Raw genomic sequence first — 26,367 nt, 5'->3', positions numbered from 1 at the left:
CTGGGTGTCGCTCGCTTGAGTCGACAGGAGCGACAATCGCTGCGAGTCACTGGCCAACACCAGGATTCGGCAGCCGAGATCATTCGTAAGTCACTACAGAAGAACATGTTACGCTACAGCACCGCAGGCGAATCCCACGGTAAGACGCTTCTCGCACTGGTCGATGGGTTTCCCGCTGGCGTCGAGATTGAAACCGACGCAATCGACGCCGATTTGAAGCTTCGCCAAGGGGGTTATGGTCGCGGCGGCCGTCAACGGATTGAAACCGACAAAGTCGAAGTCCTGACCGGCATCTGGAAAGGGCTCTCGCTCGGCAGTCCGATCGCGCTGCAAGTGATCAACAAAGACTACAAGCTCGAACGACTCGAAGATCTCCCGCGACCTCGACCTGGTCACGGAGATTTGACCGGCGCAGTCAAGTATCTCGGCCCGGTGCGCGGCATTCTCGAACGTGCTAGCGCCCGCGAGACTGCGGTTCGCGTCGCAGCCGGCGGATTAGCCAAGCTGCTGCTCAAGCAATTTGGCATCACCGCGTTTGGCTATGTCGCCGAACTAGGTGGCGTGCAAATCACACCGCAAGCTGGCAGCCTAGAGCAATTACGCAAAATGCGAAGCGATAGCATCGTCTATTCGCTCAATCCCGACCAAGACGCCGAGATCAAACAGCTGATCGATGCGACCGGCAAAAGCGGCGATACGCTAGGCGGCATTGTAGAAGTTCGGGTCGACGGAGTACCATTCGGCCTCGGCACCCACGCCCAATGGGACCGAAAGCTGGACGGGAGACTTGCTCAAGCCGTGATGGCGGTTCAGGCGATTAAAGGAGTAGAGATCGGACTGGGGTTTGAAGCGGCTCGCCGCCCAGGCTCTCAGGTGCACGATCCGATTCATTTTGATCCTGAGCATCGCGATCAACCGCACCTTGGTTTTGTGCGACCGACCAATAACGCCGGCGGCTTGGAAGCGGGAATGACCAACGGGCAACCGGTCATCATTCGCGCCGCCAAAAAGCCGATCAGCACGTTGGCCAAGCCGCTCGACTCGATCAACTTAGACACGAAAGAAAAGCAGGGCGCTTCGTACGAACGGAGCGACGTCTGCGCCGTTTCGGCCGCCGCGATCATTGTCGAAAATGTCGTTGCGTTTGAAATCGCAACGGCGCTGGTTGAAAAGTTTGGCGGCGATAGCCTGCAAGAGATGAAAGCGCGGCACGAACTGTTTATGCAGATGGCCCGCGAAAGATAGCGTCGATTTACCACTTCATCGCGCGATACGAACAAGGAAGTTCTGTTGCACGAGGCGACCCACCGATTTCTCTGCCGCATCGCCTTTTTGGCGATCTGCATCTTGCCGACGTTCGCAACGTTTGGCTGGATCGGCTACCGCCGCAGCTCTTGGGCGCATACCGCGATCGAACGTCGTCTCTCGGACGAACTGGGCCTGAAAGCGACTTTCTCCAAAGCCTATAATCCGCGTCCCGGCAAATATGTCCTGCAAGACCTAAAGCTGCATGTCGTTCAGCAACCGGCGATCACGCTGCCGCTGATCGAAGCGGAAGAGCAGGGGGGCGTGTGGCGAATTCGGGCTCCCCAGTGTGATCTATCGTGGACGCATCGCCGTCGACTATGGGAAACGCTTTGTGAGCGGCTGGCGATCGCCGGTGATCGGCCGATCGCGGTTCAGATCGGCATGATTCAAATCGACGATCCGGCGATCCCCCATCTGACGCAGTTCGCGTCGCACACCAAAGTTGACGCCACCGGCCTGCGCCGCTCGGCGGTTCAATTTTCGCTCGATGGAATCAGCGCCACCGAGCCGGTAACGGTCAAGTTGGCGGCTCCCGTGCACGGCGATATGGAAATCACATTTGATGGTCGCGACGCCCAAATTCCCAGCAGTTTGCTAAGCGCGATCTTTCCAGCGGCTCGCATCCTGGGAGACGAGGCCACTTTTGAGCAAGTTTACTTCCAGAGCACCGGCGGCGTTCGGGGGCCGATCACGATCAAAGGAATCGCCAACGATATTTCGCTCGCGAGTCTGATCAATTCGCACTTCGACCATACGCTCACCGGCAAAGCGAATCTGCACTTAATGAACGCGATGCTAGTCGACGGCAAACTGCAATCGGCCGAGGGATGGCTGCTGGGAAAACATGGGACCGTCAGCATGTCGCTGGTGCAAGACGCTTCGTACCATCTAGGCGTGCGGCCGCGGACCGATCTTTCGACCGATCGCACCTTTCTGACAGGCTTCGCCGAGTTGGGAATTGAGTTCAAGCTCAGCGCCGGATTTCTCACGCTGCATGGCTGCTGCCAGAAATCGCAAGCGCCCGGCGCCGTTCTCGCCGACACGCAGCGCGCCTTAGTGATGGAACCATCGGCGGAAGACGCGCTGATCCCCGCCGCCGGGCTCATCGCGGCGCTCGACGCCCATCAACGCGTCACGGTGCCGGCCACGGCCGAAGCCGCGAAGCTCCTTGAATGGCTGGTCATTCCCGCCGTCGCCGAAGAACCGCTCCACGAAGAATTTCGGCGCTAGAATCGCCGCCGCACCTTCTCTCACTCTTCGTAGCCCGAAACGCGAGTTTTGAGGTTGCGATCTTTCCCTGGTTGGCCGCGATAGCTCCGCTATCGGGGCCGACGAAGTCGGTAAGAGGCATCGAGCCGCGGTCGGACGAACTTCGGTGTTCGCTATACCGTTGGAAATGGCGAAAAGCCCCTGAACTGCTTACCGGGAACCAATGCCTCTTACGGCTGCGCCGCCCCGATAGCTCCGCTATCGCGGCCAACCGGAATCCGTTCGACCAAATAGCGCAACCTCAAAACTCGCGCTTCGGGCTACGAAGAGAAATGCCCAGCCTACTGGCTTTCCCCTTCGTCTTTCGTGTCGTCGTGCGGTTTCGTCGGCTCTGATGATTCGGCGTTGACGATTTCCTCGTCATCGATCAGACGTGAGACGTCGTCGGTTTTGGGTGAGCCCGGCTTGATGACGTTGGTCACTTGGAAGCGGACCGCGGCGACGCCGAGATACAGCAAGTTCATCGCGACAAACCCCAGCACGTAGCCTTGTCCTCCTTCGCCGAAGCCGTAGGAGTGGAGCCCGACGGCTTGTCCGCCCGAGAACATCGGCAGCAGGAAGTTAACTCCGTACCACGAGAAGACGATCATCGTAAACCCAAGAATCGTGCCGACGACCAGGCCAAAGTTGTTGAACCAACCGGCGAAGCGACCATGCAAAATCGCCAGGTAAACCAGCAGCGAAATGAGGGCCCAGACTTCTTTCGGATCCCATCCCCAGAAGCGCCCCCACGAGACGTCAGCCCACAGACCGCCGAGAATGGTGCCGGTCGCCAACAGCATCACCGCGACCTGAATCGAGCGGTAACAATATCCGGCCAACACGGCGCATTGCTCCGGCGGACGATAGCCAAGTTCGGCATGGGCGTCGTGCGCTGGTCGAAATCCTTTCGGGGCGCCAACCGGCGTCACCGGCGCGCGATACGTGCCAAACATATAGAAAAAGAGTGCGATCACGCCGAGCGCCCAAGAGAGCATGCCGGCGCCATAACTGGCGACGATCGTCAGCACATGCACGGTCAACCACATATTCGAGCGCAACACCGGCTGCAACGGCGAGAAGTTCTCATCCAGCACCGGCGCGAACGACGCGACGCAGAAAAAGAAGGTCGCGGCGCCGGAAGCGGCCAGACCAAAATAAGAACGTTCCAGCACGGCCGGCAAGTTGGTCACGATGCTGTTGTTCACGAACCAGTCTCGCAAGACGTAGTAGACGGCGAACACTCCGCTCAGCAGCAGACGCGGAACAAAGTAAACCGTGATGACCAACGTCAACACTTTGACCAGCCAAATCGCCGCGTCTTTGCCCAAGTTCGATGAGAGTGAAAAAGCGGTGAGCGGATTGAGGTCAGAAATAATCGGTCGATTGCCGTCGCTATACAAAGCGAACGCCAACATCCAGACGACGAATGCCATCAGCGGCAAGCGCAAGATCGTCGCAAAGATGCCGAGCATATTCCAAGTCGACGCCGATTGCGTTTCCAAATGACGCGGCGTCAGCGGCGTCGCTTCCAGCGTTCCAGGAATGGCCGAGGCGCGCCAAGCTTCAAGCCGGCCGCGATCAAAGATCGGCAGCATCAAAAAGGCGGCGCCCATGACGGCGACGACCCACGGCACAAAGACGACGGTCTCGTACATGTTGGTTACCGGCGCCCAGCCGCTGATCAAAATCCGCATGTAGAACGCATACGAGGACCAGGCGATCGCCGTCAGCAGCAGCGCGGTGCCCATCCAGAACATCACTTTGCGAATCACGCCAAATGAGAGCGAATAGCAGAACGTCGCCCCCAAGCAAATAATCCAGGCGATGCGGAAAGGGTCGAGCGCGTTGTAGCGAACTTCGGCCTCAATACGCGGGCTGCCGACCGGTGGATAAGCGGTATAGCTGAGGATATGTTCGTCTTGCTGATCGTCGGCGACCAGCTCGCGGCGTTCGGCGTCGGTCTGTTCACCAATCGATCGCAGCGCTGCGGCGAAATCGCTTTGGGCCTGTTCGGTCGACGCGCCGTCGACATACGCCTGGGTCAATGCTTTCCAAGACTTACGAACGGCTGCGACTTTGTTTTGCGGATATCCCTTCAGCAGATCGCCAGAGCTGTACAAGATGGTCGAGAGACCGAGCCAGGGCTGAGCCATGTTCTCGGTACCGCGATCTTTCTTGAGCGCCTCGGCGTTGAGGGCCGGAACCACGTAGAGCGTACCGCTGAGACTGCGGTCAAACTTTTTGACCAGGTCCGATCCTTCGTACAGCCCTAGTTGCATCTCCAGCCCCAACCGATCCAATTCGCTCGTTTTCACCAGCATCTCTTGGAACATCGGCTTGATCGTCTCGTATTGCGAACGACTGAGCGTCTGCTGCGTATTGGCTCGATCACGTTCGACACGCAAGAGTTCGGCCAGTTCGTGCGCGGCGGCGCGAAATTCTGCGACCAACGGCTCCGCTTCTTCCAACGTCGGCGGTTCGTCCGCGGTCAGCGGCTCAGGCTCTTCGTTTTCGAGAAACTCATGCGCGTCGACCTGGGCGTTGACCAACAGCGAAAAGAGGGCGCGATATGACGACAACAACCGATTGGCGGCCAGCGCCATCGGCGACTCGCCGCCGAGTTGCATCAAAATTTGATACTGACTTTCCAACGTCTGATTTTTGACGTTGGGCTCTTGCGACATGATCTTGGCGGCGGCCATCACGCTATAAAACAAGCGATCGCGTCCGCCCGGCATCGGCAACGCTTCGTTCAAGTTGATGTCCAAACGCGGGTCAAACGTCACGTCGCGATAAAGCGCGTACTTGGTTAACACTTCGTTCCAAACGCGTTCTTCCGACGCTGTCATCTCAAACTTTTCGCCGCTCGTCATTGCGGCTTTACGACGCGCGTCAATTTCCAGCAAAAACTTACGGAGCGGAACCGAATGCGTGATCTCGTAAGGCGAGACAAAGCGAAGTCGCTGACCGGTCGGCCCTTCGATCGGCAAGCCAAGCGAATTGCGGACGTCTTCATGCTCGGCGACGATAAACGGAATCCGTTCCCACTTCTGCGGTTCGGCCAACCAGCTCAAAATCAATTCCGACGGCTGAAACTTCCGCACTTCACCGTCGGGCAAGATCGAGAGCGCATCACTATATTCGGACTTCGCCAATTCGTCCGGCGCGTAGTAGTCGACCAGGTTCACTTTCACCGACGTTTTGTCGTGTGAAGTAATCTCTTTGACCACCAGGTTGGCGAACGTATCCAACGGCTTCACACGGCCGTTGTGATAGACGGGAAGTTGCTTCCAAACCGCCGAATCAAATTTCTCGCCTGCTCCGGCGGGGACAATCCATGCGGCGACCAGCGCTAGTGATAGAGCGGAAAGCAAAGGGCGAATCGACTTCATGGCATTGTTCCTATACCTTACCGACCATATCGGTAAGCTTGGCCTCTGCTGCATTCGAACGGCGTGAGTCAACGGACGACTCCTCGCGTTTGCGCGGCTTGAAAAAGTAGGCCCGCATATAAAACATCGTGGCGATTCCAAGAATCACCAGCAAACAACCCCAGTAGCGAAGCGCCGAACCGGGATCATGATTAACCGTAAAGACCGACGCGTAGATCTCTTCATCGTTGCTGTGCGTCGGAGCAAACTTGGCGTATTCCGGCGTGCCGGGCTTGAACGGGCCTTGGAAACTTTCCTGGAAGACGTGCAAGTCGCGGTTATAGGTGGGATCTCGGAACGCGTCAGGCGCGTTCATGGTAATCCAGACATTTTCTTTGATCACGGCGGTTTGCGTCCACATCAGCTTGCCATCGACAAACGCGGCGCCGCGCGGAGCGTTGACCATGGTCGACGCCACATCTCGTTCTTGCTTCTCACCGCCGGTCAACGCAATGCGACGTACGCGAGTCAAAATCTCACGCGGTTTCGAGCGGTCAAAAGTCGGATCGCTGAGATGCTTGCGCGACGAAGGATCGCTCGGGTTCGGCTCGATGTCGGTCCAATACAGGAACCCGTCTCCCAAGGCCAACGAATTGGGCATTCCCTTATCCGCCGAGCCCAAAAACGGCGGCGAGCCAAACAGCTTGCCTTCGCTCGACGCGCCGCGGATAACGTTCTTCGCTTTGTCGGTCCAGTAAACGTCGCCGGTCTTGGCGTCGACGGTCACATCGGTCGCGCGACCATCAGGAATCGCGATCCAATCCGGCGTCAGTTCGGTTCCGTCACGATGCACGCGCCCGACAAAGCCTGACGCGTCGTTAGTGAAATAGATCCAGTCTCGCTCGCTATCGACGGCGATGCCGCTGGGACGACCGGCGAACGTGATCACGCTGGAAGGGGACGATCCATCCACGTTGGCGCTGCGAATATACCCTTCGTCCCCCGATCGGCCTTTGCGCCAATCGGTCCAATAGATTTTGCCGCCATCGGCGTCACAAACCAATTGCTGCGGATTGGCCAAACCAAACGGGACGATCTTTTTCGCTTGTTCCCAATCGCCGCTTTCCAGCGCGGCGAGCGGAACGCTCCAGATGACCGCTGGCGAAGCGTCGTCGATCCAAAAGATCTGACCAGCGCCGCTGGTGACATCGCTGGGCGAGTTGCTGTCGATCGTCAGCGGAAACTCGATCCGTTTTGTCGTTTCGCTCGCCGGGTCCCAAATCATAATCCAGCGATCGCGAACGCGGTCGAGATAGTGCACATCGCTGGAGTAGTGAGACGGCTGAGCCGTGCCGGGATCTAAACGACGCTCGAACTGCTCAAGGAAGACGCGAAAGCCGATGTCGAACGACTGAATCGGCATCGCCAACGTCAGCGTCGTATCGCCGACCTTCATGATATGACGCGTGCTGTCGTCGACATGCCCCGAGTTGGGATCGCCAAAGTGAGCCTGAATCCAGAACTCGTCCGACTTGTCTCCCTTGGTCAAACGAACCAGCGCCGCCGGCGAAGGCATTTGCATTTTGGGATCAAAGGGATCGCGCACCGCGGTCGATGACGGCGTGTCGGCCGAGATATAGTTCTCGACATACATCTTCAGCTGCGCGATCGGCATCTTGAACGCATCGACGGCGTTCGTCTTGTTGCCGTCGATCGGCAGATCACGCGCGACGACTACTTCTTTCCGATTCCAATAGCGATAGTACAAACGCTTCGTTTCGCCATCTTCGTCGACGCCTTGAATCACGTCGATCCGCGAACCGCCGGGGCTTCCTCCTTGCAGGAGTTCGGCCGCATTTCTTTCGCCATGATTAAACCAATACGAGCCGTAAACTTCGGCGTCGAAGGCTTGAGCGTTGAAGTTCGGCATGTCGGCCAGCAGGATCATCTCGTCGACCTGCTTCCCATCTTTGGTCAATTCGATGCGCACGGCGGGGTTCTGCGGCACTTCGTTCTCTTCGCCATCTCCCCACACAATACCGCCGCCCCCCGGCTTTCGACTCGGAACCGCCGAAGGCATGTAGGAAGTGAGTTGATACGAGAGCGGCGTGCCTGCGAGCGGTTGCGCTTCTTTGTCGAGCACAGCGGCGACATCGATCTCCTGTCGCTTACCATCAGCGTACAGGACGACTTGCCCTTTCTCGCCGATCTCTCCGCTGGGACCACCTTCCAAAAAGGCGACCGTCGCGGCGCGATTGGGGGCCATCGCCATGGTGAACGCTCCGGCGCCCATCGGCTGGCGATCGCCGACCCCATATTTGTATTGCGTGTCTCCCTCGACCATGTGGACCCCTAGCTTCACCGGGACCCACTGCATGTCGTCGGCGACCAAGCGGCCATCGGCCGCCTGTTTCTTCCCGGCCGGCATGCTCAACCGCAGTTCGACCGACGGCACGCCATCTTCCCAATGGCTGTTACCGTAGTAATCCAGCACTTCCAGACGAATGTCGCCGTCCGCATAGAGGACGTTTCCGGCACTATGGCGACTCGCCAGATAAAAGAGCGGCGAGAAGAGATTCGCGACTTCAGGTCGCGCGACTTGAATATTGCTGAAGCCTTCCTGATAGTCGGCCCAACTGAACGGCCCCGGCTTGAACGGAATATCGACTTCCGTGATCTCCGGCGGATCGAGCGGCGAACCGGTCTGACGATCAATCCGCAGCGCGAACCGGTAATGATCGGGCTCAAACGCACGGATGTCGGAGATGTTGTTTTCCCAAACGCTCACCTGCGAGTCGATGCGCCACACGCGGCTGACGACACCGCTAAACAACAACGTCAGCAGGCCGATATGCGTGATGACGAACCCGGTTTGATGCCGCTTCCAAGGAAAGCGAATCGACGCGGCGCAGAAGATGTTGACCGCTAGCAGCAGGTAAAGCAGCGAGAACCACCACGATTGGTAAACGTAAAACTGCACGACGTTGGTGTTATATGCCGCTTCGACCGCCGTTGCGATACCCAACGTCAGCGCCATCCCAAACAACAGGCAGACCGCCAATTTGAGCGACGCGGCGATTTCGTAGAGACGCAATACTCCCCAGACAAAAGGAGATTGATCCGAGGAGGCGAGTTTGGGTCGAGCCATGCGTTTGAACTGGCCAGCGTGGGGATTAGTCGGCAATTTCAGGGCGTCATGCGGCGGGACCAAGCGACAACAACGTCGACGCTTGGCTGTCAAAACGCCAATTTCAGATACAGCACCAAGGGGCTAAAGCGCCCTCAGCAAGCGGACGTAACATCCGCAGCTAGTAGATTATAGCGCGACGAGGGGGAAAAGATACCGCCGCCGACGCACTCCCACTGGATTAAGGCGATCGGTTGTAACGATTGCATCAAACAGCAGTTACGAAAAAAGCCGCGAGGTGTCTCGCGGCTTTATGCGGTTGGTTTACGGTTATCGCGTCCGAGAGCCCAAGCTAGACCCCCATCAAGCTGATAATACCGTCCATGATCGAGCTGTTGATTGCGTAGGGTTCGTCAAACGACCACATGTTGCGAATCAGGTCAGTCACCATGAGCCCAGCAACCAACACCAAAGCGGCGGTCGCGGCCAGACTGATAAGATTAAGCACGCTATAAGGAGCTTCAACCGGAGCCGCTGCGGCGGGCGCACCCGCCGGTGAGGCGGAATCCATTGCCCCCATCTCGTCAACGACTTCTAGTCCGTCGTCGGCAGCCCCAAAATCTCCGTCGTCGATACCGGCGCCAAACAGGGCCGACTCAGAACCGATCGAATCGGAGTCGAGCGCGATCACTTGCGAGCCGCTATCGTCGTCGTCCAGCTCCCCTTCGACCGGAGTCAGCAGGAAGTCGTCATCGCCGCTACTCTTGCCGGCGGAAATGCCCGATGCAATGTCTTGGTCGACTTCGACACCCGAGTCGCCCGCCAAGTCAAACGCGTCCACCTTCGAGCCCGAGAGGTCTAGCGGCTCCATGCCGATGTCGATACCGCTGTCGGCCGGATCCACCAGGCTGACTCCGCTATCGCCGGCATCGAGCGTTAATTCTCCGCTATCCAGATCATCGATGGCCGAAATCGCGCTTTCGCCCAGATCCAGGTCGTCTTCGCCCAGCGCCAGGCTGACTCCAGAACCGGTTCCTTCGGGATCGCGTTTTTCGGTTCCAATTCCGACGTCATCATCTTTGCCGACCGGCGAGAGCAACAGCTCATCATCGTCGTCGTCATCGGCGTCGACCGGAGCATTGAGGGACGAACTGCCGAGCACGTCCGAACCTTCCAGATCGAGATTCAAATTGCTGTTGGTGTCCGACGCAGGGTCGATGGCGCTGGAACCGTCAAAACCAAGCTCGATATCACTATCGGCAAGTTTCAAGTCGCTGCCGCCCGACGAGAGTTCGTCACCGATCACGACGCCTGATTCGCCGCTGCGACCTTCGTCCTGAATCAGGAGCGAGTCGATTTCGCCGGACGATCCGTCATCGCCGCCGAGCGACAATTCAAATTCACTATCATCATCCGAATCACTGGGCGATTCGATCAGATCTTCACCGCTGTCCCCGTGTTCGGGCGATTGGCCGCCGCCAGCGAGATCGGTTTTGACCCGCTCGATTTCGGTTTCTTTGAATTTCCAGCTCGCCCCATCGCGATAGCCGTGGATCTCGTTGCGTGATCGCATTTCGACCAACTGCTCTTCCGAGATACCCAAGATTTCAGCCGCTTCGCTGAGTGGGATTAATTTGGCCATGCCAGGCTCCGGTGAATCAAATCGTAAAAGCCCGGCCGCCTGAGCAAATGCTTAGGGTCTGCCGAGCGATGCTTTTATTTCGCTAGGACTCGGATTGGTGCTGTTGTGCGCTTCCAGCAACAGATCCCAGTGTAGATTGCGAACGCTCTTGAGAGAAATTTTTCCGGTCGTTCCATCAACGTGATAGACGCCCATAACTCTCGTTTGCGGATCAATCAAAACGACCTGCTGCATTCCCAGCGCCGTATTGGTCGAGTGGGAAATCAGCGAACCGCTTGGCGATGCCGCATAGGGTGCTTGTGCATGCGCTGGAGCAGGAGGAGTTTCCAACCAAGCGACTGCAATGACGAGGCTAACGACAAGGCCAAAGCCCAATACCGCATTACGCATAAACCACCTACTCTTCGTGGATTGCGGAATCGGACCTCTATCTATTCTAGAAGCCCGTTCCCTTGATGCAACTCTTTTCGTCCCCAAATGTTAGCGGCGAATCGCTCTCCCGCCGGTCTGGACGCTGAGGAGGAACGAACGCGAAGCATTCGTAATAGCCCTAAGCCTAAAGAAACAAAAGACTTATGCTAGCAACCACCGCTTCCAGCCGATTCGCTCGCACTGAGACTTGCGTATCGTAGCGGTAGCCCGGAAATGCTGGCAATGTCAATCCGCCACAGCCTTGCACCAGAAGAGGGGGAAGCCGAAGAGGGCCAAGAAATAAAAGAAGTTCGGTGGAGTCAAGCGGACCCCAACCGAACTTTCATTCCCCCCCGGGATTTATTTAGGCAACGCGTCTGCCGAAGATTGATGCAACCTTTTTTGGCATAGCGGTTTGCGTCGAATGTTGTCATTTGCGACAAAGGAAGTTATCGGCAACCAGTCGCGGGGACATTCACGTTCTTTTCGATAAAACCGGCAAATGTTGCTGAATTGACTCCCTTCGCTTGCTAGCGGTCGAAACCGACTTCGCATTGACGCCGCATCTCGGGTTTCCTACTGATTGCGCCAACAAAACCTCAAATCCAAGCGGTGGTTGTTCCGATTATGAGGATTGTGCGGACTTGTCTCCCCGCTCCGCTCGATCGCACCGCGTAGGAAGGATACGAACCGGTGACTGCACGAAATACCTCGAAGTTCTGGTACAACATCAGTGGAAAACTAGGGTGGCCCGTCGCCCTCGGTTTGGCCGCGACGATCGGCTTCTTCGCGCTGATCAACCAAGGCGTGATCAGCAATCCGCTGATCGTGCGCTATTTTGCCGGGCACCCGGTCGAATACATCGAAACGGCGATGTTCTTTGTCGGCTTAGCGGCGATCCTGTTAAAATTGCAGGATGTCGCTCGCGAATTGACCAACGTCAGCAAAATCGAACTCCCTGCGCCGCCGCGCGAAGGACAATTGATTGACGACGCCGCCGGGCTGCTCGACCAATTGGAGGAGTACCCGCAACGTCTACAGCGACATTCGCTCTGGCGGCGTTTGTTTCAAGGAATTGAACATGTGCACGTCAACGGCAGCGCGGCCGGCTTGCAGGAAGAACTGAAATACTTCGCGGATCAAGAAGCGGAACGCGCCTATCAAAGCTTTTCGCTGGTGCGGATCGTGATTTGGGCGACTCCGATGCTCGGCTTTTTGGGTACCGTTATCGGTATTACGCTGGCGCTCGGTAATCTTTCTCCCGAGGCGCTGGTCAACGAACCGAAAGCGGCGATGGAAAGCCTGCTGGCCGGGTTGAGCGTCGCGTTTGATACGACGGCGTTAGCTTTGTCGTTGTCAATCTTTTTGATGTTCGCGCAGTTTATCGCCGACCGCGTCGAGAACGAACTGCTGACCGTCGTCGATTCGGCCGCTTCGGCCCAATTGAGCGGGCGCTTCCAACAAGCGGGCGGAAAAAGCGACCCCAGCGTCGCCGCGATCCAGCGCATGGCCGAACGGGTGATGCAAGCGACCGAACAGTTGGTCGAACGCCAAACGCAACTTTGGCGCAACACGATCGACGGCGCTCATCACCACTGGGAAGAAATCGTCGGCTCCAGCAAACAACAATTGGAAGATTCGCTCTCCGCAGCGCTTTCAGGTTCGCTTGAGCGCCATGCAGCGGCGCTGGCCGGCGCCGAAAAAGAAGTGATTCGCGAGATGCGCGTCGATTGGAAGCAGTTCCAAACCGCGCTCGATAACAACGCGAGTCTGATGCGCGATCAACAGGATCAACTGACCCAACAAGGAGAAGTGATGCTGAAAGCGGTCGAAGCGGTGGGAGAAATCTCGTCGCTCGAACAAACGCTCAGCCGCAATCTCGACTCGTTGGCAGGCGCTGGTCACTTTGAAGAGACCGTTTTGAGTCTCGCCGCGACGATACACTTGCTGAACAATCGCATCGGCGACAGCGGCGGTCGTCGATTTGAACTGGAGAAGAAACCCTCCCAAGGTCACGCGGCATGAGCCGAGCCCACGCGCGTCGTCAAGGCGTCGAAATCTCACTCTTCCCGTTTCTGGCGGTCCTGATCTGTACGGTCGGCGCACTGATTGTGCTGTTGGTCGTCCTTGTGCAGCAAGCTCGTGCTTCGGCCGACGCTGCGCCGGTCGCGACCGAAGCGGCGCCTGCCGTTGCACCGGCAGTCCCCGCCTTTCCGCTGGCCGAATTGGAAGAGCTGCGAAAGCTGCGTGCTGAACAACGTCAACAGTTAGAAGACGAACGTCTGCAACTGAGCGGCATCGAGGATCACATTCGCCGCTTGGCGACGCAAATCCGCGGCCTGGACGAACAAGTGAAGCTGCTCGAAGAAAAACGGAACGCAACGAAATCCGATCAAGCCGACATTGATCAGCAACTGGCCGATGTTCGCCAGCAGTTGGCCGACGCCAAAGACAAGCTGGCCGAAGAGCAAGCGAAGGCGGCGAAGAAAAAACCTTCTTACGCGTTGATACCGTACGACGGTCCCAACGGTACGCGACGGCAACCGATTTATATCGAATGCACCGGCGATCGCGTCATTCTGCAGCCGGAAGGGATCGAACTGTATGGGGCCGATTTTCGTCCTCCGTTGGGCGCAGGCAATCCGTTAGATGCAGCCCTGCGTGCGGTTCGCGAATATCGATTGAAACAAAACCCCAACGCGTCCGATCCTTATCCGTTGCTCGTCGTTCGCCCCAACGGGGCCGAATCGTACGCAGCGGCTCGCGACGCCATGCTGTCTTGGGATTCGGAATTTGGTTACGAATTGATCGATGACGACCTGGAACTGCAATTTCCCGAAGCGGATCCCTTCCTTGCGCAAACGCTGATGCAAACGGTCGAAGTCGCCAGGCGGCGCAAAGTGGCCGTCATGAGAGCGGCGCCGCGTGAATATGGTCGCGTCGAAGAAACCGGTTTGCTGACGGCGACCAGTCGCGGCGGGTTCGTGCCTAGCGGCGACGGCAACGGCGGCGGCCGTGGTGAAGAGGGTTCCCCCTTCGGCAAGAACGCGTTTCTCGAACAAGGAGCGCCCATCGGCGGCCAACCAGGCGCCAGTTCGACAATGACCGGCGGATCGGCCGGCGGCCCAGAATCGTACGCTCGTTCCTCAAACGACGGCGGAAAACCATTCGATCGCGGCGCCGGCGGCGGTTCGCAGCAATTTGATCGCACCTCCAGCGGCGGACAAGGCACAATGGCCGCTTCGCTGCCAGGCGGATATCAAACGCAAGCTCAACGCAATGCCCATGGTCCGCAATTGTCTGGCGCTGACGGCAAAGATGCGATGTCGCTGCCGGCCGGTTCGACCGACGGCAAGCCAGGAAATCCCAATGGAGACAGCACCATCTCTGGCGGATATGGAGCCCAGCAACAAGGCCCAGCGCCCGGCGGACAGCAAGGGGGAAGCTCCAGCAACAGCGGCGGATCGCAGATGGCGCCGCAAGCGCTGGCCAACACGCGCGGTCGCAACTGGGCGTTGCCGGGACAATCGGCCCGCGCTACCGGCATTACGCGTCCGATTCATGTGGTTGTCGCCGCCGATCGAATTGTGATCGTGCCCGAAAAAGGAAGCAGCAAGCGACCGCAAGTCGTGTTGCTGCAAGCGGACGTTCGCGGCGGAATTGACGAGTTCGTCTCGCAAGTCTGGTCCCGCATCGAAGATTGGGGAATCGCCGGCCGCGGCATCTATTGGAAGCCGACGCTCAAGATCGATGTCCAGCCTGGCGCTCAACAGCGTTTTGAAGAATTGTCGGCTCTGCTTAACGGCAGCGGCCTGGAGGTAGAGCGCAACCAATGAGACGCCCTGTTCGATCTCGCGATTCGGCTGAACCGTCGCTCGACTCCTTCCTTGACGTCGTGACCAATCTGGTCGGCATTTTGATCATTTTGATCATGGTCGTCAGCATTACGGCTCACGAAGCGGTCACCGACGCCAAAGCATCGCCGGCGACCACGCCAGCGGTCGCCGCGCCGATCGCGCAGCAAGATTCCGGTTCTCTGGAAGAAGCGCTGGCCCTGCAGGCCGAACTTGCCCAGATCACGCATCAACGCACCGCCGTTCGGGAAGAACTGCAACAGAAATTCCACGATCGCAATCAGATGCAGTTCGTCCTCACGGCCTCCAACACCGCAATCGAAAAGAAACGGGAAGAACTGGGCGCCGTACAACAGCAAGACTTTGATCGCAATCGAGAACTGCTGGACGAGAAAGCCAAGCTGAACGAAGTTTACACGACGCTCGAAAGTATCGAGAACTTCCAGCCCGAGTCGGTCATCCTCAAACACTATCCGACGCCGATGGCCAAAACGGTTTTCGGACGGGAAGAACATTTCCGCTTACTGAACGGACGGATCGCCTTCGTCCCGTTAAATACGTTGGTCGACGAATTGAAAGAGGATGCCCAGCGCAGCGCTTCGCAACTGCGCGAGACCAGTTCGCTGACGCGGACCGTCGGTCCGATCAACGGCTTCTATTGTCGCTATGTCCTGCGTCGCTCCGCCTATTCGGTCGACACCAAGCTAGGCGCCGCTCGGCGAGATGTTGTCGAGCTCGATCACTTTGTGCTGGTCCCCGTGACTGAGAATATGGGGGAAGCGTTTGAGGACGCGCTCCGACCGAACTCCGATTTCATGCAGCGACTCGCTGGTTGCGATGCGCAGCGGACCACGATCACCTTATGGGCCTATCCCGACAGCTTTGAAGAGTTTCGCCAGTTGAAACTGATGCTGGTCGAACGGGGTTTCGCCACCGCGGGACGCCCTTTGCCGGCCGATCATCCCATCGGCGGTTCTCCCCAAGGCTCACGTTCTTCGGCAGAATAACCGCCGCTCGTCTTTTAGCGACCATCGATCCCTTAACCGGGAATTTACGGTGATCGAATTGACGATCCTTGCGATGACGTATAACGTTACTCAAGTCCAACTGAGTTGCACCTTTCGGGATTCTTCGCCATGGATCAGCCAGCGCATGATATCTTCTCGCATGCCGTCGCCCGACTAGACAAAGCGTTTTTACACGCCGATATCGACCAGGAAGCGGTCCAGCGGCTCAAGCATCCCAAGCAGGTGCTGGAAGTCACAATTCCGGTCCGCATGGATGACGGCTCGCTGCGAATCTTCACTGGCTATCGCGTTCGCCATGACGCAACCCGCGGCCCCACCAAAGGAGGCATTCGCTTTCACCCGAATGTCGACCTGGCCGAAGTCAAAGCGCTCGCCTTTTGGATGACGTTCAAATGCGCGGTCGCCAATCTTCCTTTCGGCGGAGGGAAGGGGGGAGTGATCGTCGATCCGAAAGAGCTATCGCGGCTCGAACTGGAACGTCTATCGCGCGGTTACATCGAACGGATCGCCGACTTTATCGGGCCCGAGGTCGATGTCCCGGCCCCAGACGTCTACACCAATGCGATGATCATGGGCTGGATGATGGACGAATACTCAAAGATTCGTCGCCAGCACATGCCGGCTGTCATCACCGGCAAACCGATTCCGCTGGGGGGAAGTCTTGGACGTGACGACGCAACCGGTCGCGGAGCCTATCACTGCATTAAAGAATTGGAGGCCAAGCGCGGCTGGAAGCCTGAACAACAGCGCGTCGCGGTGCAAGGATTTGGCAACGCCGGTCAAGCGGTCGCCCGACTGCTGCACGCCGACGGCTACAACATCGTCGCCGTCAGCGACTCTCGGGGAGGAATCTACAAAGAGTCTGGTTTTGACATCCCCAGTCTAGCCCATGTGAAAAACGAATCGCGTCATCTAAAAGCGGTTTACTGCGAAGGCTCTCTCTGCGAATCGATCGCCGCCGATGCGATCACCAACGCCCAACTACTGGAGTTGGACGTTGATATTCTCATACCAGCGGCGCTCGAAAGCCAAATCACCGGCGAAAATGCGCCGCGTGTCAAAGCCGAGGTGATCGTGGAAGCCGCGAACGGCCCGCTCACAGGCGAAGCGGACGAGATCCTCAACGACAAAGGAACGCTCGTCGTGCCCGACATCTTGGCCAACGCCGGCGGCGTCACGGTCAGTTATTTTGAGTGGACGCAAAATCGAGCCGGCTATTATTGGCCGCTCGAGTTGGTTCATCAGCGTCTGCACGAGACGATGGCCCGCGAGTTTAACACCGTCTATAACCTGGCCAACCATAAAGAAATCGATATGCGCACCGCCGCCTACGTGGTGGCCCTCAATCGCATCGGCGAAGCGATCGCTTCGCAAGGAACGGCCCGCTACTTTACGGCCCAAGAGGATTGAGGAGGCAATCGCGTGCAGCAAAAAGGGGGTCAGACCCCAATTACGCAGCGTAATTGGGGTCTGACCCCCTTTTTGCTGTGACCACATTTCTGCCGACCGCGACGCTAGCAAATTCGCTGCGGCAGCTATTGCGTTAATCTTGAGCATTTCCTACCATCCCTGCCCGGAAACATCGGTTTTTCAGCGCGGCGGCGAAGGTTGGGTAATGAAACTTCGAAGTACGAACCACAGATTTGCGTACGGACTCCTCTTCTTGCTCGCGACCAGCATTGGTTGCGTGCCGGGGTTTTACACGCATAGCTCTGGCGAAACTTCTCTGTCAGGCGTGATGTCGGAGAACCCCGGCTCGCGCCGGAAGCGGCACGTTCTGGACGAAGAAGAAATGGTCGCGTCCGCTTCGCGCGATCAAGACGTCTCGCCTGAACAAGAACAGTTGTCCCCCGATTTCTTGGCCCGCGTGCAAGCGCTGACCTTGCCTGAATCTGAGAAAGCGGCGATACGGCGCCAGTTCAACGGCAGCTCGCCGGAAGAACTAGACCGCGTGCTCGGCATCCTCGAATCGCAATTCGCTCCGGTCGAAAAGGTGGCGAAAAAGCCTGCCAGCCAGCCGCAACTAGCGCCCCCAACAACTGCTCCTCCCGCTCAAGCGATCCAACAAAAAGCTTCGTCCGACCAATTGACCAGCTTGCTTGAGCAGATGAAACAACGCGTCGGCAAGGCTCACGGCGATTTGCCAGAGCGGTTGCCCAGCGCCGCAGGCGGCTCAGCCCCTAATCTGCCAACAGCCGAACAAATCGCCCAGTACGCCAGAACGGGTAATCCCAACTTTACGCAGTACGAATTCACCCGCCGCGATCAACCGGCCCAATCAACGCCGGCTGCTTCCGAGTTTCCTGTACAGCAGGTGACGTATGCGGAGACGGTTCCGAACGCCCAGGAAGCGGCGCCCAACGGTTTAGCGCATCCTGACCAGATGGCGGACCAGCGTAACGGAATCAGTCACGTTCCGCCGACCGCGATTCCGCCAACCGCCAACCAGGCGAAAGACGATAAAGCGCAATCCCGCTCGGCGACGCAGGCGCCTCTCTCGGCGGACGAGCAACTCGTGATGGAAGCGATCTGGAACCGCGGACACGTCTCGCTGGAAGACATCTACAACCAACTTAACAAACATGCGATGCCGATCGCTTCGACCGACTCGGCCGACGGCGGTCGTTCGAGCGACAAAATTTCGGCGCCACCGGCGATGACGCTGGACGAATTGCAGGCAATCATTTTTGACCTAGAAGACGCCGGCTGGTTGGCGCATCGTCGCGACGACAAACGAGTCCTCTATTGGTCCGAACGCGATCAACCGACCAGCGGTTCGCAAGACTGGGAAACGGTCCTGCGGCAAGCGATCACCGCAATGGAGCAATCGCTTCGCAACTCGCAGCTTTCAGACGCCGAGCGCCAAAAGAAAGAAATTCATCTGCGAATGCTCTACCTGATCGCCGAGCGAAAAGGGGAAGCGATGCGCAAGATCGAAGCGTTGCCTGCCGCGGAACAAGAGTTCTGGTCGAATCTCTTGTTCGCAGCCAGCGACTTCGCCCATAGCAGCGAGATCCCGGTTGATCGCCGCAGTTTGCTGGCGCTCCGTTCGCTACAGCACGCGACCGCGAACTTGAGCGAGCTGAGTCCGCTTGATTTGCGTAACGTCGCATTCGTGCGAAACGTGAAGGGCTTTGGCGACTTCACGCCGTTTGAGAAAACCTCGTTCACCGCCGGCGAAGAACTGCTGGTCTATCTAGAGATCGAAAATCTCTCCAGCAAAGAAGTCGACGGACAGTTTGAGTCGACCTGGGGCGCCAGCTACGAAATCTTCAACGACACCGGCCGCCGTGTGGATGCACGCTCCTTTCCCGAATACAAAGATCGCTGCGCCAATCGACGCCGCGACCTGTCGTTCACCTATCGACTCTATCTGCCCGAAAACATCCCGCCGGGCCGTTATCGCCTAGAGCTTTCGGTGCGTGACAAAGAGATCGACAAGTTCGGTCAAGCGTCGCTCGACTTCGAGATCAAGCCGCAGTAGGAACCCAGCATGCCGAAACCTTCGTACGACGTCCTGGTGATCGGCGCCGGCGGAGTCGGGTCGGCCGCTTTGTATCAGTTGGCCAAACGCGGCATTCGCGCCGCTGCGCTCGATCGCTTTCATCCGCCCCACAAGCATGGCAGCTCGCACGGGCAAACGCGAATCATTCGCCAAGCCTATTTCGAGCATCCCAGCTACGTGCCGCTGCTGCAGCGCAGCTACGAGTTGTGGCGCGAAATCGAAGCAGTCTCTCAGCGTTCCCTGTACCACGAAGTCGGTCTGGTCGAGATCGGTCCTCCTGACGGAATCGTCCTGCCAGGCGTCATTCGCGCCGCCGCGCAATTTAACCTAGAAATTGATCGCTACAGCGCGGCGGAAGCGACTAGTTTGTTTCCGCAGTTTCTCTTTCCGGACGACCACACCGTCGTCTTCGAGCGTCGCGCCGGATACTTGAAAGTCGAAGACTGCGTCGCCGCGTTTCTGGACATCGCTCAACAGCATGGCGCCGAACTTATCGCCGATTCCGAAGTCTTCCGCTGGAGTCGCGATGGCGCTGGTTTCTGCGTCTCTACTTCGACCGGAGAGTATCGCGCCGCCAAGCTGATCATCGCCGGCGGACCAGGCGCCGCTTCACTGCTGAGCGAATTGAATATACCGCTACACCTTTTGCGAAAGCATATGCATTGGTACGAGATTGACGACCTGCGACTGCAAGAGTCGAGCGGTTCTCCCTGCTTTTTCTTTGAGTCGTCACACGGCTACTTCTACGGCTTTCCTGAACTTGCCCCCGGCGAGGGACTGAAAGTCGCCGAACATGGCGGGGGCGAAACGCTCGCTTCACCTTGGAACTACGATCACGCCGACGATCCGGAAGACCGGCAGCGGATCGAAGCTTTCTTGCAGCGTTCGATACCCGGCGTTTCCCAGCGATCCAAGCGTCACGAGACGTGTCTCTATACGATGACGCCGGATGAGAACTTTTTACTGGGCCTCTACCCGGGCGATGATCAGATCGCATTAGCGGCGGGGCTATCAGGGCACGGCTTTAAGTTTACAGCAGTGCTGGGGGAAGCGCTGGCCGATCTGATCGAGCAGGGAATTAGTTCATTGCCGATTGATTTTCTCTCGCCCAGCCGGTTCGCGCGCTAAGTCGAGCCTGCGATTGCGGCGATCATTTCTGAGCAGCTGCGCGTGAACGCGACCTATACTTTCGCGCGCTCGCCGGCGCTTTGTCGGCGCAATCGTCAAAATCGATCCAACCCGCTTTCCCAGCATTGTACGAATCATGAACGGTTTGCTCGACCCTGCCCAACTTCAGTACTGGCGCAAAACAGTCGTCGAAAAGAAGTGGATGATCCTTGTTCCAGTGATCGTCTGCGGACTGCTCTCGATCGGCTTTGCCTTGGTCAAAACCAGACTCTGGAACGCTACGCAAACGCTGGTCGTGCGCGACGCGGCGATCGGGCATCTCGACCAACAAGGCCGTTTTAATACGATCGACGATATGCGCACTGCACAAGAAACAATCGTGCAGGTCGCACGAAGCACCGCCGTCGTGAAAAAGGCGCTTCAAGATGTCGGCCCCGTTAAAGTCACCAAAGATTTTCCTTCTCTCGATGACATCGACACGCTCCGCGGCCGGATCGGAGTCGCTCCGCCCAATGGCGCCGAGTTTGGGACGACCGAAGTTTTGATTCTCTCGGTCGAAGGAACCAGTCGCGATCGAGCCGCCGAACTAGCGACTGCGCTCTGTGACGAATTGCAGATGGCGCTGCAGCGCGTTCGCAACGGTAAAGCGGCCAGCGTGATTGCCGAATTAGAGCGAGCGGTAGAGCTAGCGCAAGGCGACCTGAACGACTCGACCACCAAGCTGGAAACCTTCGAGCGATCGGTCGGAAGCGACCTGGGAGAACTTCGCAGCCTGAACGAAACAAGTTCGGCCGACGGCAAAATGCAGGCGACGCATCGGCAAATTACCGATGAACTGCGCCAAGCCGAATCCCATCGAGACATGCTGAAAGAGTTGCTGAAGTTGCTCTCCGATTCCAAGGACAAACCTGAAAACCTGCTCGCCGCGCCCAATCAACTGTTGGCGGCGCAGCCCACGTTGCAACGTTTAAAAGATGGTCTGGTCGACGCCCAATTGAACAAGTCGACTCTGCTGGGCCGCATGAGCGTCAATCATCCGCAAGTTCGCGCTGCGATCGCCGCCGAAAAGGAAGTGCGGGAAAACCTACTCGCCGAATTGGCCAGCGCCCATATTGCCGTCGCCAACGAAATACGGGTCAATCAGGCGTTGATTGCTTCGCTCACTCGGCAAGAGACCGAAGTTCAATCAAAGCTGGGAGGTATCGCCGGGATGCGCGCCCAGTATGACAATCTCGCATCGAATGTGCGCGATCGACTCGAAAATCTGGCCGCCGCACAAAAGCAACTCGGCGACGCCAAAGCAAATTTGCTCGGCGCCGAATCAACCAGCTTAATTACACGAGTCGACTCGCCGGTCGTGGGAACTTATCCCATCGGTCCCGGTCGCACGACGCTGGTCTTAGCCGGCATCGTCGGAGGACTCGTGATCGGCGTGGGGTTGCTTGTCCTAACTTCGCCCGGTCCCGTGCAGCTTGGCCGTCGGCTCAGTGATCGACTTTGGGGCAAGCGTGCCAGCGATCATCCCGATGGTCCCGCCGCCAGCGTTCAGCCCGGTGGGCGCAGATCGGTTGATCCGCCCGCTCCGGCGGCGCAGGTCGAAGTGAAAAGCAAAGGGGGAGATCGTCGCACAGGTCGAGATCGCCGCGCCTCCAGTGAAGAGGAAACGCAACCCAGAGATCGCCGCGGCGCAGCGCCCATCGTTCCACCGGTGGTCGACGGAGCGAATACGACAACGCCGATCACCAACAACACGAACGCAAAGTAATTTCTCTTCGTCGCCCTAGAGCTGAGCGCCAAACTTGGCGCCGAACAGCCCCGACGTCAAAAATGCGGCCAACGCACCGAAGCTTACCGGCGCTTGCACTTGAAACTGCCAGAGGGTTGTTACCGACGCATCGTCAGCAGCCAGGTAGAACGCCAAAATCGCTCCAATCGGTGCGGTCAGCACTGCCGTCAGCAATCCGTAGGTGACCGCATTGGTGAGATTGAATTGAGGGTCGTCCGTCTTTTCCGGCGTCCGTGCGATATTCGTGTTCATGGTAACTTCGGCGATGCAGAAATCGCCGCCTTGCTAGCAGATGAGATGAGTGGTGTGACGGTGCTTCCATGACCGCCAGTAATACAAAGTACGGCTGAAACTCTCCAGCAGTTCGCACTTTCCTTAGTATTTTGCAATGTTCTTTGTAGCGCGAATGCGCCGCGATCTAATTCGATCGCACGTTCATTACTATTGCCAGGATACACGAGATTCGTGTGAGCCGGGGATGAATATCTCGATTTAGCGGCGATCAGCCGTTTGTTGCCGTGGATCAAGCTCCGCCGCAAACCCAACCAGCAGCTTTTCGAGCGCGAGTCGTCCGCGCGAATCGTGCGAATGGGTCCCTTTCAGCGAAAGATCCAACCGCAGTAGCTGCTGAAACAGCCGACCTGCGCGAATACTGCCAAGCCGTTTCAGCCGCTCTTGCGCTTCGTCCAGCGCTTTGGGCCAATTCGGGAAACCGGCGTCCGCCAGTGCATTGCGAAGCGACTTGGCCTCGCCGATCCGTTGTGCTCGCTGATAGATGCGGGCCGCCGCCGCATAACGTCGCAACGACCAGGCGATCTGCCCATACAGCTTTTGCGGTCGTTCCCCCATCTGAAACAGCCGATCCAAGTCGTCCAGCACGCCAGCGGTCCGTCCTTCGACCGCGGCATCCACCAGATCCCAGATCGCTTTCATGCGCAAGCCGCCAACCACGTCACGCACCAACTCGGCGTTGACCTTACCGCCGATCTCGACATACAGCGACAAACGAGCCAAATCTTGATCGATCAGCCCCAGTTCGGGCCCGATCAGCTCAACCATCATCTCGGCGGCGTCCCGCTCAAGCTTGATCCCATGAGTTTTCTTGGCCCACTGGATCATCCAGTCGTGCAGCGCTTTGGCGTCGGGGACGTTTCGCTTGCCTGATTTTTTCTCGGGCAGATTGCAATCCACCTGCAAACCGGTTTGATCCAGCTTTTTGAAAAGCTTGGTGTTTTTGGGCCAATTTTCGACCATCAAGACCAACACGCCGCTCCGCTTTGGTTTGTCGGCGTACTTTTCCAACTCGGCCCGATAACGCGTGACAAACTCGTCGGCCCCATCCAAGATGACCAGTCGCCGCCTGCCGCCCCCAAATAGGCTGACAGTGCCGACTTCGTCAATCACGTCACGCCAAGCGGCGGTCTTGCCGTCGAGTCGCGCGATCGGCACATCTTCTTCGTCCATGCCGACAACCGCTTGGCGAACCTGCAGCAGCGCCAAACGTGCAAGGAGCGCTTCGCGACCATAGACGATCACCATCCCGGGAACTTCACCGGCGTCGGCATCGAGAAAATCAAAGCAATGAACGGTTTGCGACATGCCGAAGATGCGTCAAGCAGTTTGACTGGGTCCCGCCGCAGATCGATCGATCGCGGCAAAAAGCAGATACAGAACTGCTGTAGCCTAACGGTCCGTTAGCGGATTGTCACGGGTAGAGAGGCCTGACTAGGGGAAGCCGAAGAGGGCTTGATCGACCTGATTTTCCCTTGCGGCGTTAGCCCGTCGTTGGCGATCGGCCGAGAAATCTTCGATTCATGACGATTGCCGGCGGCGTCGGTCGCCACGATTTTCAGGTAAATATCGGCAGGCACCTCAGGCGTGATCCGCCACGCGAAGTGGCGATCGTTCGGCAGATTCTCGGCAACCGGTTTCCAGGGACCTTCCGGTGAGCCGGCGTAATAGATGGAAATGGCTTTCTCCCCCAGAAAGCGATCCTCCGCTTCCCATTCGATATCAAGCTGTCCAACGCGAGCCCCTTGGCCATAGACGACGTTGGCGATCTTCGCTGTTGGCGGCGTTTCGTCAACCACAATCCAAATATCGGCCAGCGACCCGGCTTGCGGACGTCGGCCCGTCAGGCCGTTTCCTCCTTCGACCACCACGCGAAAGCCATACGTACCTTCGGTCTGAACTTCGACATCGACCGGACTGGTCTGATCGGGATCGATCCCCCCAGGCTCCCAAGTACGACCGCCGTCACGCGTAATCCAGAGTTCGACCTGGCCGATTCCAGAAGGACCGACCGCATCGACGCTGTAATTCAATTCGAACTTCTTGAAGTTCACATACTCCGGCGTGACTCCAGGAGGCAAACCAAGATTCGGCTCCGGCGCCTTCGGTCCAGCGACCGGCGGTTCGATCGCACTGCTAACCGGCGTTTCTTGGCTAGGGCCGGCCGAGTATCGTGATTGATCCGACGTACTGCTGATCATCCGCGTCGAAACGGGTTGAGCCGACGGCATCGCCGGACCGGGGGATGTGGGCGCCCGATTTTCAGCCAGTGGCCCCGCCGCAGCCGCCGGCGAACCGGGAGGACGATTGTCGGTTGGCCAAGGAATTGACGGCGGTAGTTGATTGTCGCGACGTCGGAACGGATCTTGCGGACCGCTTGCACTGGGCGTTCCCCGATAAATATCGCCATCGGGAACCGGTCGCTGCCCTTGGACGCTCCCCCATTGCGGTCGCGTCGCAACCAGCGGAACCGTTGTCGTTTGCTGAGCGCTGGCGACATTGCCGGCACGGTCATGCGCTTCAAAGCGAACCATCAGATAGCGGGTCGACGCATGCGGAAACCAACGCGTTTCGCCGGCGATCACATTGTTCTGGTTGTAGGCCTTGGACGCGTCGACCGTCACGTTCGTAAACTGCGAGTCAGGCGAGGTCTGATACGACAGATAGACATGCTGCGGATCACACAGCGCGTCGCTCACCATCCAGCGCGCGATGATCTCGCCGCTCGGCAGCGGATTCAGCTCTAACTTGACAGCAGGAAGCTCGGTATCGACGCGGACCTTCAACTCCGGCTTTTGAACGGCGCTGGAGACTTTGCCGTCACGCGTCATCGTCCGGACGGCGAACCAATACTCGCCATCATTGTTAGTTTGAAAGATAAACCGATTGGCGCTGGGAGCTTCGCTACGGTACTGCGACCAGTTGGCGCCTTGGTCGTTGGAGACCATCAGGTGAACTTCGACCGGCGGGTTAGCCCCTTCTTGGTTAACCTGAAACGGAATCGCAAATTCCCGTTGTCGGGTCTCCATGACTTCCGCAGCCGTCGGACCGGTGGGCCGCGCCTGTTGCGCAAGCAAGACAAGTGGGCAGAGAAACAGCCCAACTAGCCCCAGCGAGATTTGGCGAACAATGGTAATCAATTTATCTAGCTGCCCTGACGACGTCTGCAGAAAGTCAATGACGGTTCTTCGTTACTATCGGACGTCAAGGAAATGTCGCTGGAGATAGCAGTCTCGTTTGGTCCCGTTAGTGAACCCTGGGAAACTTTGCCGGCCACGAAGAATGTTCGGATTCGCGGCGAAGCTGCCGATTGTGCCGGCAGACTCTCGGATCAAGGGGGCGGACCAGCTTCTCCAAGAGGAAGACTGCGACTCATGTCCCCCATTCTGTCATCCGAACTGGCGAGCTTTGAAGTTGCGCTATTTCGAATCAATCGAACACAAGCCCGCCAGCGCCAGCGAGGGAATACGGTTCGCCACTTCAATCCGTGTTAGGATCGCCAACTCTATTCCCTCGCTGGCGCTGGCGGGCTAGTGCGACGATTTTCGGTTGATTCGGCCCCTGTTTGATCGTGCTTCACCCGTGTTCAACACTTCCTGAATTGCCAAATAGCGCAACCTCAAAACTGGCGATTAGGGCTGCTGGTCCGCAAAGCGGACCTTACG

Annotated in this window: 16 protein-coding genes; 9 read left to right on the top strand and 7 right to left on the bottom strand. The window is 57.9% G+C overall.

Annotated elements, in window-relative coordinates:
* Nucleotides 1-105 precede the first annotated feature (105 nt).
* Nucleotides 106-1,245, top strand: coding sequence for a chorismate synthase (gene aroC / locus M4951_RS08945; protein WP_262026138.1), 1,140 nt, complete (start codon nt 106-108; stop codon nt 1,243-1,245).
* A gap of 45 nt (nt 1,246-1,290) precedes the next feature.
* Nucleotides 1,291-2,538, top strand: a complete 1,248-nt coding sequence (locus M4951_RS08940) for a hypothetical protein (RefSeq protein WP_262026137.1) — start codon at nt 1,291-1,293, stop codon at nt 2,536-2,538.
* A gap of 320 nt (nt 2,539-2,858) precedes the next feature.
* Here M4951_RS08940 and M4951_RS08935 read toward each other — a convergent pair whose 3' ends face one another.
* From M4951_RS08935 to M4951_RS08920, 4 genes are all read right to left on the bottom strand, one after another.
* Nucleotides 2,859-5,951: a cytochrome c biogenesis protein gene (locus tag M4951_RS08935; RefSeq protein ID WP_262026136.1), complete on the bottom strand. Its 3,093-nt coding sequence runs from the start codon at nt 5,949-5,951 to the stop codon at nt 2,859-2,861.
* 10 nt (nt 5,952-5,961) lie between these two features.
* Nucleotides 5,962-9,078, bottom strand: a complete 3,117-nt coding sequence (locus M4951_RS08930) for a hypothetical protein (RefSeq protein WP_262026135.1) — start codon at nt 9,076-9,078, stop codon at nt 5,962-5,964.
* 331 nt (nt 9,079-9,409) lie between these two features.
* Nucleotides 9,410-10,699: a helix-turn-helix domain-containing protein gene (locus M4951_RS08925; protein WP_262026134.1), complete on the bottom strand. Its 1,290-nt coding sequence runs from the start codon at nt 10,697-10,699 to the stop codon at nt 9,410-9,412.
* A gap of 51 nt (nt 10,700-10,750) precedes the next feature.
* Complete coding sequence (locus M4951_RS08920; protein WP_262026133.1) at nt 10,751-11,089, bottom strand: hypothetical protein; 339 nt, start codon at nt 11,087-11,089, stop codon at nt 10,751-10,753.
* 714 nt (nt 11,090-11,803) lie between these two features.
* Here M4951_RS08920 and M4951_RS08915 point away from each other — a divergent pair.
* From M4951_RS08915 to M4951_RS08885, 7 genes are all read left to right on the top strand, one after another.
* A complete protein-coding gene (locus M4951_RS08915) occupies nt 11,804-13,135 on the top strand; it encodes a MotA/TolQ/ExbB proton channel family protein (RefSeq protein WP_262026132.1) in 1,332 nt (443 codons plus the stop codon).
* Entirely contained in the window at nt 13,132-14,946 is a 1,815-nt protein-coding gene (locus M4951_RS08910; protein ID WP_262026131.1) for a hypothetical protein, read from the top strand. The genes M4951_RS08915 and M4951_RS08910 overlap by 4 nt, the downstream gene beginning before the upstream one ends.
* Nucleotides 14,943-15,971 carry a hypothetical protein gene (locus tag M4951_RS08905; RefSeq protein WP_262026130.1) on the top strand — a complete coding sequence of 343 codons (1,029 nt, stop codon included), beginning with the start codon at nt 14,943-14,945 and terminating at the stop codon, nt 15,969-15,971. Before M4951_RS08910 ends, M4951_RS08905 begins: the two co-directional genes overlap by 4 nt.
* Before the next feature lie 129 nt (nt 15,972-16,100).
* Nucleotides 16,101-17,402, top strand: a complete 1,302-nt coding sequence (locus M4951_RS08900) for a Glu/Leu/Phe/Val family dehydrogenase (protein ID WP_262026129.1) — start codon at nt 16,101-16,103, stop codon at nt 17,400-17,402.
* A gap of 205 nt (nt 17,403-17,607) precedes the next feature.
* Nucleotides 17,608-19,476: a hypothetical protein gene (locus tag M4951_RS08895; RefSeq protein WP_262026128.1), complete on the top strand. Its 1,869-nt coding sequence runs from the start codon at nt 17,608-17,610 to the stop codon at nt 19,474-19,476.
* A 9-nt stretch (nt 19,477-19,485) separates the two neighbouring features.
* Nucleotides 19,486-20,625: an N-methyl-L-tryptophan oxidase gene (solA, locus tag M4951_RS08890; protein WP_262026127.1), complete on the top strand. Its 1,140-nt coding sequence runs from the start codon at nt 19,486-19,488 to the stop codon at nt 20,623-20,625.
* Between the two features lie 136 nt (nt 20,626-20,761).
* Complete coding sequence (locus M4951_RS08885; RefSeq protein WP_262026126.1) at nt 20,762-22,390, top strand: GumC family protein; 1,629 nt, start codon at nt 20,762-20,764, stop codon at nt 22,388-22,390.
* Nucleotides 22,391-22,405: 15 nt separating this feature from the next.
* Here M4951_RS08885 and M4951_RS08880 read toward each other — a convergent pair whose 3' ends face one another.
* From M4951_RS08880 to M4951_RS08870, 3 genes are all read right to left on the bottom strand, one after another.
* The gene (locus M4951_RS08880; RefSeq protein WP_262026125.1) at nt 22,406-22,663 is read right to left on the bottom strand and encodes a hypothetical protein; all 258 of its coding nucleotides are present in this window, start codon (nt 22,661-22,663) and stop codon (nt 22,406-22,408) included.
* A 240-nt stretch (nt 22,664-22,903) separates the two neighbouring features.
* The gene (holA, locus tag M4951_RS08875) at nt 22,904-24,010 is read right to left on the bottom strand and encodes a DNA polymerase III subunit delta (RefSeq protein WP_262026124.1); all 1,107 of its coding nucleotides are present in this window, start codon (nt 24,008-24,010) and stop codon (nt 22,904-22,906) included.
* Between the two features lie 95 nt (nt 24,011-24,105).
* The gene (locus M4951_RS08870) at nt 24,106-25,842 is read right to left on the bottom strand and encodes a hypothetical protein (protein ID WP_262026123.1); all 1,737 of its coding nucleotides are present in this window, start codon (nt 25,840-25,842) and stop codon (nt 24,106-24,108) included.
* Nucleotides 25,843-26,367: the final 525 nt, after the last annotated feature.

Source organism: Blastopirellula sp. J2-11 (genome assembly GCF_024584705.1).
Lineage (GTDB): Bacteria > Planctomycetota > Planctomycetia > Pirellulales > Pirellulaceae > Blastopirellula.
This window is presented reverse-complemented; position numbering and strand designations above follow the sequence as displayed.

Bases quoted from the DNA above. Each gene is read 5' to 3' on its own strand.
- M4951_RS08885 (WP_262026126.1), top strand. From the start codon at position 20,762: ATGAACGGTTTGCTCGACCCTGCCCAACTTCAGTACTGGCGCAAAACA.
- M4951_RS08900 (WP_262026129.1), top strand. From the start codon at position 16,101: ATGGATCAGCCAGCGCATGATATCTTCTCGCATGCCGTCGCCCGACTA.
- M4951_RS08925 (WP_262026134.1), bottom strand. From the start codon at position 10,699: ATGGCCAAATTAATCCCACTCAGCGAAGCGGCTGAAATCTTGGGTATC.
- M4951_RS08910 (WP_262026131.1), top strand. From the start codon at position 13,132: ATGAGCCGAGCCCACGCGCGTCGTCAAGGCGTCGAAATCTCACTCTTC.
- solA (WP_262026127.1), top strand. From the start codon at position 19,486: ATGCCGAAACCTTCGTACGACGTCCTGGTGATCGGCGCCGGCGGAGTC.
- M4951_RS08930 (WP_262026135.1), bottom strand. From the start codon at position 9,078: ATGGCTCGACCCAAACTCGCCTCCTCGGATCAATCTCCTTTTGTCTGG.
- aroC (WP_262026138.1), top strand. From the start codon at position 106: ATGTTACGCTACAGCACCGCAGGCGAATCCCACGGTAAGACGCTTCTC.
- M4951_RS08935 (WP_262026136.1), bottom strand. From the start codon at position 5,951: ATGAAGTCGATTCGCCCTTTGCTTTCCGCTCTATCACTAGCGCTGGTC.
- M4951_RS08920 (WP_262026133.1), bottom strand. From the start codon at position 11,089: ATGCGTAATGCGGTATTGGGCTTTGGCCTTGTCGTTAGCCTCGTCATT.
- holA (WP_262026124.1), bottom strand. From the start codon at position 24,010: ATGTCGCAAACCGTTCATTGCTTTGATTTTCTCGATGCCGACGCCGGT.
- M4951_RS08905 (WP_262026130.1), top strand. From the start codon at position 14,943: ATGAGACGCCCTGTTCGATCTCGCGATTCGGCTGAACCGTCGCTCGAC.
- M4951_RS08895 (WP_262026128.1), top strand. From the start codon at position 17,608: ATGAAACTTCGAAGTACGAACCACAGATTTGCGTACGGACTCCTCTTC.
- M4951_RS08880 (WP_262026125.1), bottom strand. From the start codon at position 22,663: ATGAACACGAATATCGCACGGACGCCGGAAAAGACGGACGACCCTCAA.